The 8,853-nt window shown below is 67.6% G+C and carries 7 protein-coding genes; 2 read left to right on the top strand and 5 right to left on the bottom strand.

Annotated elements, in window-relative coordinates; all coding sequences use genetic code 11:
• Nucleotides 1-150: 150 nt before the first annotated feature.
• The 3 genes from IAE41_RS04465 to IAE41_RS04455 form a co-directional block, all read right to left on the bottom strand.
• Complete coding sequence (locus IAE41_RS04465; protein ID WP_200732243.1) at nucleotides 151-1,461, bottom strand: sorbosone dehydrogenase family protein; 1,311 nt, start codon at nucleotides 1,459-1,461, stop codon at nucleotides 151-153.
• Nucleotides 1,454-1,894 (bottom strand): DUF2231 domain-containing protein, encoded by a 441-nt coding sequence (locus IAE41_RS04460; RefSeq protein WP_079224014.1) that lies wholly within the window; start codon nucleotides 1,892-1,894, stop codon nucleotides 1,454-1,456. Before IAE41_RS04460 ends, IAE41_RS04465 begins: the two co-directional genes overlap by 8 nt.
• Before the next feature lie 175 nt (nucleotides 1,895-2,069).
• The gene (locus IAE41_RS04455) at nucleotides 2,070-2,399 is read right to left on the bottom strand and encodes a hypothetical protein (protein ID WP_200732242.1); all 330 of its coding nucleotides are present in this window, start codon (nucleotides 2,397-2,399) and stop codon (nucleotides 2,070-2,072) included.
• Nucleotides 2,400-2,644: 245 nt separating this feature from the next.
• On the opposite strand from IAE41_RS04455, the gene IAE41_RS04450 reads away from it, so the two are divergent.
• Complete coding sequence (locus IAE41_RS04450) at nucleotides 2,645-4,411, top strand: S8 family serine peptidase (protein ID WP_079224018.1); 1,767 nt, start codon at nucleotides 2,645-2,647, stop codon at nucleotides 4,409-4,411.
• Nucleotides 4,411-4,974 carry a DNA breaking-rejoining protein gene (locus tag IAE41_RS04445; protein ID WP_200732241.1) on the top strand — a complete coding sequence of 188 codons (564 nt, stop codon included), beginning with the start codon at nucleotides 4,411-4,413 and terminating at the stop codon, nucleotides 4,972-4,974. The genes IAE41_RS04450 and IAE41_RS04445 overlap by 1 nt, the downstream gene beginning before the upstream one ends.
• Nucleotides 4,975-5,096: 122 nt before the next feature.
• Here the strand turns inward: IAE41_RS04445 and IAE41_RS04440 are convergent, their stop codons facing one another.
• Nucleotides 5,097-6,395, bottom strand: coding sequence for an aminotransferase class V-fold PLP-dependent enzyme (locus tag IAE41_RS04440; RefSeq protein ID WP_200732240.1), 1,299 nt, complete (start codon nucleotides 6,393-6,395; stop codon nucleotides 5,097-5,099).
• Nucleotides 6,395-8,800, bottom strand: a complete 2,406-nt coding sequence (locus IAE41_RS04435; RefSeq protein ID WP_200732239.1) for a TonB-dependent receptor — start codon at nucleotides 8,798-8,800, stop codon at nucleotides 6,395-6,397. The genes IAE41_RS04440 and IAE41_RS04435 overlap by 1 nt, the downstream gene beginning before the upstream one ends.
• Between the last annotated feature and the right edge of the window lie 53 nt (nucleotides 8,801-8,853).

The raw sequence follows: 8,853 nt of genomic DNA, 5'->3' as shown, positions 1-8,853 counted from the left end.
CTTCTGTAGAGCCGAGCCATGCTCGGCTGCGCTTCTTCTGTAGAGCCGAGCCATGCTCGGCTGCGCTTCTTCTGTAGAGCCGAGCCATGCTCGGCTGCTTCTTGCAAGAGCAGCCGAGCATGGGCTCGGCTCTACAACCACAAGCTCCGGTTACTTCGCCGAGACCCGCCACACCACATCGCCGACGTCGTCGGCCACCAGCAGCGCGCCGTCGGCGTCCATCGCCATGCCCACCGGCGCGCCCATCAGGGTCTTTTCATCCTTGGAGGTGAAGCCGCTGACCGCGGCCTCCGGGCGGCCGGTCGGCTTGCCGTCCTTGAAGGCCACGTACACCACTTCGTAGCCGCTCAGCGGCGAACGGTCCCAGCTGCCGTGTTCGCCGATGAAGGCGCCACCGTGGTACTTCGCCGGCAGCGACTGGCCGGTGTAGAACAGCAGGCCCAGCGGCGCCACGTGCGAGCCGATGGCGTAGTCGGGCACGATCGCCTTGGCCACCAGGTCCGGCCGCTGCGGCTGCACGCGCTCGTCCACGTGCTGGCCGTAGTAGCTGTAGGGCCAGCCATAGAAGCCGTCTTCCTTCACCGAGGTCAGGTAGTCGGGCACCAGGTCGGCACCGATCTCATCACGCTCGTTGGCCACGGCCCACAGCTTGCCGGTGCTCGGCTCCCAGTCCAGGCCGGTGGGGTTGCGGATGCCCGAGGCGAAGATGCGGCTGCCACGCGTGGCCACGTCCACTTCCAGCACGACCGCGCGGCGGTATTCGACGGCCAGGCCGTTTTCGGTGATGTTGCTGTTGGAACCCACGCCCACGTACAGCTTGCTGCCATCGGGGCTGGCCAGCAGTTCCTTGGTCCAGTGGTGGTTGATGGTGCTGGGCAGGTCGGTGAACTCGCGGCCCTTGTCGGACATGCGGGTTTCGCCGGGCACGTAGTGGTACTGCATGATGTTGCCGGTGTTGGCCACGTACAGCGTGTCACCGATGAGCTGGATGCCGAACGGCGAATGCAGGCCTTCGATGTAGACGTGCTGGGTCCAGGCATCGGTACCCGGCGTGCGGCGCAGCAGGGTGACCCGATTGCCGCCCTTGCCGGCCTTGCCCGAGCGCGCCTTCACCTTGCCGGCGATCCACTGCTTGGGCGTGGTGACCGGTTCTTCGCCGGGGCCATTGCCCTCCACCACCAGCACATCGCCGTTGGGCAGGGTGAGCAGGCGGCGCGGGTGCTGCAGGTTGGCGGCGATGCGTTCGATCTTCAGGCCGTCGGCCACGGTGGGCGACTGGCCGTCGGCCCAGCCCACGCCCTTGGGCACCTGCATGGGCGGCATGAGGAAGTTGGCCGGCTTGGGCAGCGGCGGCTGCGCGCCGGACTGGTCGGCCGGGTGGTACTCGGCCTTGCCGGCGCAGGCGGCCAGCATCACCGCCAGGGAAAGGATGCCCAGCGTGGGCAGGATGCGATCAGCCATGACGACCTCCGTGCAGCACCGGCAGCTGCAGCGACAGCAGGATGAAACCGATGGCGATCAGGCCCACGGTCAGGGCGGAGAGGATGGTGCCCGGCACGGCCACCGCGTAGGCGTCGCGGCTGTGCACGAAGGCATTCCAGATGGCCAGCACGATGGCCACAAGGTTGAGCAGGAAATCCACGCGGTCCACTCCGGTGGCGGTGCCGTTGCGGCGCCACACCGCAAACAGGTTGATCAGCCGCGGAATGATGGCGATGAGCAGGCCGAAGGTGATCAGCCAGGCCGCGGCCTTGCCCCACATCACCTCGGCGGTGTTGAGGTAGAGGATGTCGAAGATGAGGGCGCCGACGAAGAAGCCGAACGGTATCGGGTTCAACAGGCTGAAAAGCGTGGTGCCCGGGCCGCGATGGGCCTGGGCGACGGGGTTGACCATGGTCGTGCTCCGAAGGGGAAAGGTTGCACGGCCGTAGTAGCACAGCCGGCCGGGAGGTCGCGCGATGATGGCCGGTGGAAGTGACGGCAAGCTTGGATGGATGTGCCGACCAACGGTCGGCACCCACCAGGGCAGTAGATCCACGCCATGCGTGGATGGAGATCGGCGCTGACTCTCAGGGAACGTAGACCAGATGCAGGCTGTAGGCGAAGCCGGTTTCGGTTTCGGTGATGGACACATCCATCACCAGGTCACTTCGCCCTTCTGCGGCCGTATGCAGGTCGACCAGGACCTTCCAGCGCTCGCCATCCCACTGGCTGACCGAGGTTTCCCAAGTGGCCTCGGGAAGTGGCACCAGGGTTTCCCCGTAGTCCAGGATGATGTCGGTAATGGTCTCCCACGTATCGGCCGTGCGCAGGCGAACGTCCGCTGCGTCGGGCGCGCGGCCTGAGGCGATCTCGTTGGCCATCCAGGTCAGGGTGGGGCGGAAGGATGTGCCGACCAACGGTCGGCACCCACCAGAGCGTCGGCACCCACCAGAGCAGTAGATCCACGCCATGCGTGGATGAGCGCCGGCACGAGGGTCGTTATTCCCGGCCGGAATAAGTCTTTGTGACGCGCTTTGCACAACCGCATCTCCGCGCGCACGAGAGGTAGGGGGTTCTCCGTTGTGCTGCGTTTGGCCATGGGCGATGGGGCAGTTCCGCCCCGCCGTTCTGCCATGCCGATTCACAACAGAAGGACTCGTGTATGAAGCGAAACACGCTCCGCACCGTGCCACCGCGTTCCGCGCGGCTGGCCCTGGCCACTGCGCTGGTACTGGGCAGCCTGGCTGCCAGCGCCCAGGCGCAGCAGGCCGATCCCCTGGCCAACCTGCAGTGGCATCTGCTCAACACCGGGCAGGCGGTACCGGCCGACACCCTGCCGGTGGCCGGCAACGATCTCAACGTGGATGGCCTGTACCGCAATGGCATCCGCGGCCAGGGCGTGGTGATCGGCATCGTCGATGACGGCCTGCAGATCGCCCACCCCGATCTGGCCGCCAACGTGGCGGCGGTGCCCGGCAGGAACTTCGCCAACGGCTCCACCAACCCCTCCCCCTCCAACCCCGATGCCGACCACCACGGCACCATGGTCGGCGGCATCGCCGGTGCGGTGGGTGCCAATGGCGTGGGCGTGCGTGGCGTGGCCCCGGCGGCCACGCTGAAGGGCTTCAACGTGCTGGCCTCCAACGCGCAGGGCAACCAGCTGAGCAACATCGAATACTCGTGGTGGGATGGCGCCGAATCGGCCGACGTGCAGGTGTTCAACAACAGCTGGGGCGCCGGGCCGGGCAACCCCAACCTGCCACTGGCCTTCAGCCAGAACGATGTGGCGTCCTATGAGCAGGCGCTGTCGGGCACGCGTGGCGGCCGCGGTGGCATCTACGTGAAGTCGGCCGGCAACAACTTCAACAACGCCTCGGTCAGCCAGACCCAGGATGTCTGCACCACCGATACCAAGAACCGCAACACCGGCTGCGTGCCGGCCGGCCGCGACCCGCGCAACAACCTGTTCAACGTGATCACCGTGGGTGCGGTGCGCGCCGATGGCGTGCGCTCGTCGTACTCGTCCACCGGTTCGGCACTGTGGGTGTCGGCCTTCGGTGGCGAATACGGATTGCAGGCGCAGTACGCACCGGGGCTGGTGGCGCGCGCCTACGACCCGGCCATCGTCACCACCGACGTTGGCGGCTGCACGGTGGGCAGCAACAAGAACAGCGCGCGCGAGAACAGCCTGGACAGCAACCTGTCGGCCATCGACAGCACCTGCAACTACACGGCCAAGATGAACGGCACGTCCGCCTCGGCGCCGATGGTGTCCGGCGTGGCCGCGCTGGTGCTGGAAGCCAACCCGCGCCTGAGCTACCGCGACGTGAAGTACATCCTGGCCACCACCGCCACCCGCACCCATCCCAACCAGCCGGCGGTGACGCTGGCCGATGGGCGCACGCTGGTGCCGGGCTGGACGGTGAACGCCGCTGGCCGTGCCTTCAGCAACTGGTATGGCTTCGGCGTGGTGAATGCCGCACGCGCGGTGCAGGTGGCCGATACGTTCCAGTCGCTCGGGCCGCTGCTGGACACCGGCTGGCGCACCACCACCCGCAGCGTGGCGATCGGCAGCACGTCGGCCACGGCCGGCCGGCTGACCTTCCAGGTGGCCAATGGGGCGCGCAACGTCGAAAGCGTGCAGCTCGGCTTCCGGGTCAACCACAGCAACACGCGGCAACTGCAGTTCGTGCTGGTATCGCCCAGCGGCACGCGCAGCGTGGTGCAACCGGCGTTCACCGCCATCGGTTCCGGCACGGGCGGCGTGCAGCGCAACTTCACCAACTGGGATCTGCTGTCCAGCAACGCGTTCCTGGATGAAAGCGCCACGGGCACGTGGACGCTGGAAGTGACCGACATGGGGCAAGCCGCCGGCGCTGCATCGCGCGGCAGCCTCGAATTCTTCAAGATCCGCGTTCTGGGGCACTGATGATGAAGACAACCATTCTGTTGAGCACCCTCGCCTTCGCGGCGATGACCGGCCCGGCCTGGGCACAGAGCACGGGCGCCACGCCGGCGGCGCGCACGCTGTCCACCGTGGATGTGCAGGCGCTGAAGGCGGAGGCGACCGGCCGCGCGTTCGATGTGGGCGGCAACCGCTTCCAACTGGCGCCCACGGTGGCCGTGCAGCAGGCGGCCAGCGGCCAGTTCCAGATCACTCCATCGGCGGCGGCGACCAGCGGCTCGCGCAGCAAGCGTTCGCTGGGCGCTGCTGATGCGGGCACCCGCAAGTTTGCTGCTGCGGTATCCAGTGATGGCGCGCCGGTGGTGGCGACATCGCGGGTCAAGGTGTTCTTCACCGATGCGGCGGCGGCACAGAAGGCGGCAGCGGCCACTGGCGGCACGGTGGTGAAGGTGTCGAGGGCTTCGGGGCGGGCGATTGTGGAATACCCGTCGGTGAACGCGGCGCTGGATGCCACGACCAAGCTGCTGTCGACCGCGGGTATCCGCGCGGCGGAGGCGGACCTGGTGCAGTGGGAAGAGAAGAAGTGATCTAGGGCGTTGTGTGGTGCCCCGGCCGGTGTGCCTCTCCCGGCCGGCCGGGGCTTTTGTGCCGACCAACGGTCGGCACCCACCAGAAACACATGCCGACCAACGGTCGGCACCTGCCAGAACTACAGGCCGGCCAGCGCTTCCACCAATGCATCCATCTGCTGCGGCCGGGTGAACACCGACGGCGTGACCCGCACGCAGGCGCCGGATTCCAGGCCGTCGCGGTGGGTGGTGAACACCCGGTGCTCATCCAGCAGGCGCTTCTGCAGCGCCATGTTGTCAGCCACGCTGGTGCGCCCGCGCAGGCGGAAGCTGGCCAGCGCGCTGGCCAGTACCGGGTCAGGCGAGGACAGCACTTCCAGATGCGCCATCTGCCGGGCGGGCACCGTCCAGCGCTCGCGCAGGTAACGCAGGCGCGCCTGCTTGTTGGCCGCACCGATGCGCTGGTGCAGGGCGATGGCTTCGGGCAGCGCCAAGTACGCCGCGAAGTTCACCGTGCCGGTGTGCACGCGGCTGCCGACGCGGCCATCGTCCGCCTCGCCCATGTACGGATCGAGGTCGGCCACGCGGCCCTTGCGGACATACATCGCACCCACGCCCACCGGTGCGCCGATCCACTTGTGCAGGTTGATGCCCACGAAATCGGCCTTCAGGTCCGGCACGGCGTAGGCGATCTGGCCAAAGCCATGAGCGGCATCCACGATCACATCGATGCCGCGCGCACGCGCACGTTCGGCAATCCCGGCCACCGGCAGCACCAGGCCATGGCGGTGGCTGACCTGGGTCAGCAGCACCAGCTTCAAGCGAGGCATACGCGCGAAAGCGGCATCGTAGGCCTGCAGGATCTGCGCGTGGTCGGGCACGGCCGGCAGGGCGATGCGCTCCACCTGTACGCCACGGCGCTGCTGCAGCCAGCGCATGGCGCCGATCATGCTGTCGTAGTCCACGTCGGCGTACAGCACCTGGTCACCGGGCGCGAGGCGGTTGTAGCCGCCGATCAGGGCCAGCATCGCCTCGGTGGCACCACGGGTCAGCGCGATCTCATCGGCACCCACGCCCAGCATGTCCGCCACCTGGCGGTGCACGGCCATGTACTCGGCGGGGAAGGTGTGCCGCCCGTACCAAGCGTTGCCACGGTTCACCTCGGCGGTGTGCCGCTGGTAGCTGGCCAGGGTCTGCCGCCCCATCGCGCCCCAGTAGCCGTTTTCCAGGTGATTCACTTCTTCGGTGATGTCGAAGTGGCTGGCCACGGCAGCCCAGTAGCCTTCATCGCGGGCCAGCACGTCCGGCGCCACGGTCGTTGCAGGAATTTCCATGGCCTCAGGGTAGCGTGCAGCAGCCATGGCGGGCAGTGAAGACAGCGCTGCGGCGGCCGGCAGCAGCGTGCCGGCGCGCAGCAGGTTGCGGCGGCGGCTGTCCATCAGAAGGTCAGCCGGTACTGCGCATACACGTTGGCACCGTCGGTGTCGTAGGGTGCATTGCGCGAGTAGATCAGGCCGCGGCTGGCCTGGAAGGTCGCCTCGTCCGGGTAGCGGTCGAACACGTTGTCCACGCCCACGCGCAGGCTGTGGTGCTCGTTGATGCGGTAGCCCACGGCCAGGTCGAGGAAGGTCATGTCACCGAAGCGCTGGTAGATGTCGCCGGCCGCGTTGCCGGTCGAATCGGTCCAGGCGCCGTAGTAGCGCACGCGCGCCATCAGCGACCACGCGCCCACGTCCCAGCTGCCGGTGAAGCTGCCCTTGTGCTCCGGCAGGCGATCTTCGAACAGCACGCGCTGGGTTTCGTTGGTGGCCACCGAAGTGCTGCCGTTGTCCACGCGGGTGCGGTTGAAGTTGTAGGCCAGGGTCAGCGTCATGCGGCCGGCGCCGAGGTCGCGCAGGTAGTTGCCGACCACGTCCACGCCGCTGGTGGTGGTGTCGAAATCGTTGGTGAAGTAGTTGACCGAGGTGTAGCCCAGCGGATTGGGCGTGCCGGCGGGAATGGCGAAGCTGGCCGACTGGCTGAAACGGTCGGTGAGCTTGATGCGGTACACATCCACCGAACCGGACAGGCCCATATCGGTGCGCCAGGTCAGGCCGAGCGAGGCGGTGCGCGATTCTTCCGGGGTGAGCGGCTTGGCACCGAGCAGCTGTGCCAGCGGATCGTTCGGCGACAGGCGGCCGCTGGTGAAGATCTGCAGGGTGCGCGTGTCCAGGCCCTGGCTGGTGCTGGTGGTGTTCAACTGCGCCGGCGTGGGCGCGCGGAAGCCGGTGGAGAACGTGCCGCGCAGGGCCACGTCCGGGGTGATGGCAAAGCGCGCCGACAGCTTGCCGTCCACGGTATTGCCGAAGCTGGAGAAGTCTTCATAGCGGCCGGCGGCACCGATGCTCCAGCGTTCGCCCAGCGGCACTTCCATATCGACATAGGCAGCATGGCTGCGCTGGTCCCACTTGCCCGCCTGGCTGGCCGAGAAGCCCGGCGCGCCGTTGGAGTTGGCTTCCAGGCCGGCCACTGCGCCGGGGCCGACCGCGTACGAGGCCGGGTCGCCGGCGCGCACTTCATAGGTTTCCTGGCGGAACTCGGCACCGAAGGCGACGTTGACCGGCTTGGCCAGCGCGGCCACGTCCCATTCGTAGTTGAAATCGACGTTGGCGTTCTTCTCGGTCTGGGTCAGGCGGCCGAGGGCGAACGAGGTCGGGCTGTCCGGGCCAAGCGAGGCATTGATGGAGTTGTCCAGGCTGTAGTCGATGGCATTGCGGCCATACGACGCGCTGGCATCCCAGCGCAGCTTGGGCGTGATCTCACCGCGCAGGCCACCGACCAGCTGCAGGTCGTTCTGCACGTTGCCGTATTGCGGGCTGAAGCCCACCGGATAGAGCGAGCGCAGATCCCAGCCGGGGAAGATGCTGGTGGTGCGGTAGGCGCCGGTGGTGGTGTCCGGGTTGCGCCAGTTGAAATCGCTGACGCCATCGCTGTGGCTGTAGAGGCCGAATGCGTAGACCTCCAGCGTATCGCTGGCATTGGCCTTCAGGTTGAAGCCCACGCGGCGGTTTTCCAGTTCCGGCTGGCCCCAGCGCTGCACGGGGTTGGGCACGTCCAGATCGGGGTGCGCGGCCTGGAAGGCGATGGCATCGGGGCGCTGGCGGGTGCGCGACGTGGCATCGGAGTTCGACGATTCGGCGAACAGCGCCAGACTGCCGTAGTCGCCCAGCGCCCAGCCGGTGCGGGCGCTGAAATCACGCGAGGCACCATCGCCCTGCGCGTACTGCGAGTAGCCCGCAGTGATCTCGGTGCCCGGGCTGTCTTCAAGAATGATGTTGATGACGCCGGCGATGGCGTCCGAACCGTACTGCGCCGAGGCACCATCGCGCAGCACTTCGATGCGCTTGATGGCGCTGGTCGGGATCTGCGCCAGGTCAGCGGCCTGTGCGCCGCGGTTGCCCAGCAGCGCGCTGCGGTGGAAGCGGCGGCCGTTGACCAGCACCAGGGTCTGGTCCGGCGACAGGCCACGCAGGGTGGCGGGCCGCACGAACACCTGGCCATCGGCCATCGGCAGGCGCTGCACCACGAACGACGGCACCAGCTGCGCCAGCACGTCCTTCAAATCGGTGGAATCGACCGACGTGATGTCTTCCTTGGTGAACACATCCACCGGCGCCAGCGTTTCGAACTGGGTGCGGTTGGAGGCGCGGGTGCCGGTGACCAGCATGGCGTCCAGCTGGGTCGGCGCGGCATGGGTGGTGCCACCAGGGGTATCTGCCGTACTGGCATCTGCTGCGATCGCGCCTCCTGCGCTGACCATGGAAAGGGCGAGGAGGATGGAACGCGACAACAACGAGCTCTGCACGACGGGGACTCCGGGACTGCACGACAGGGTCAGGCGCGCCTGTACAGGCGGCC

Origin of the sequence: Stenotrophomonas sp. S39, assembly GCF_016624665.1 — a bacterium.
In the GTDB taxonomy this organism is placed as follows: Bacteria; Pseudomonadota; Gammaproteobacteria; order Xanthomonadales; family Xanthomonadaceae; genus Stenotrophomonas.
Note: the sequence above shows the minus strand (reverse complement) of the source record. Positions and strands in the feature narration are given on the sequence as shown.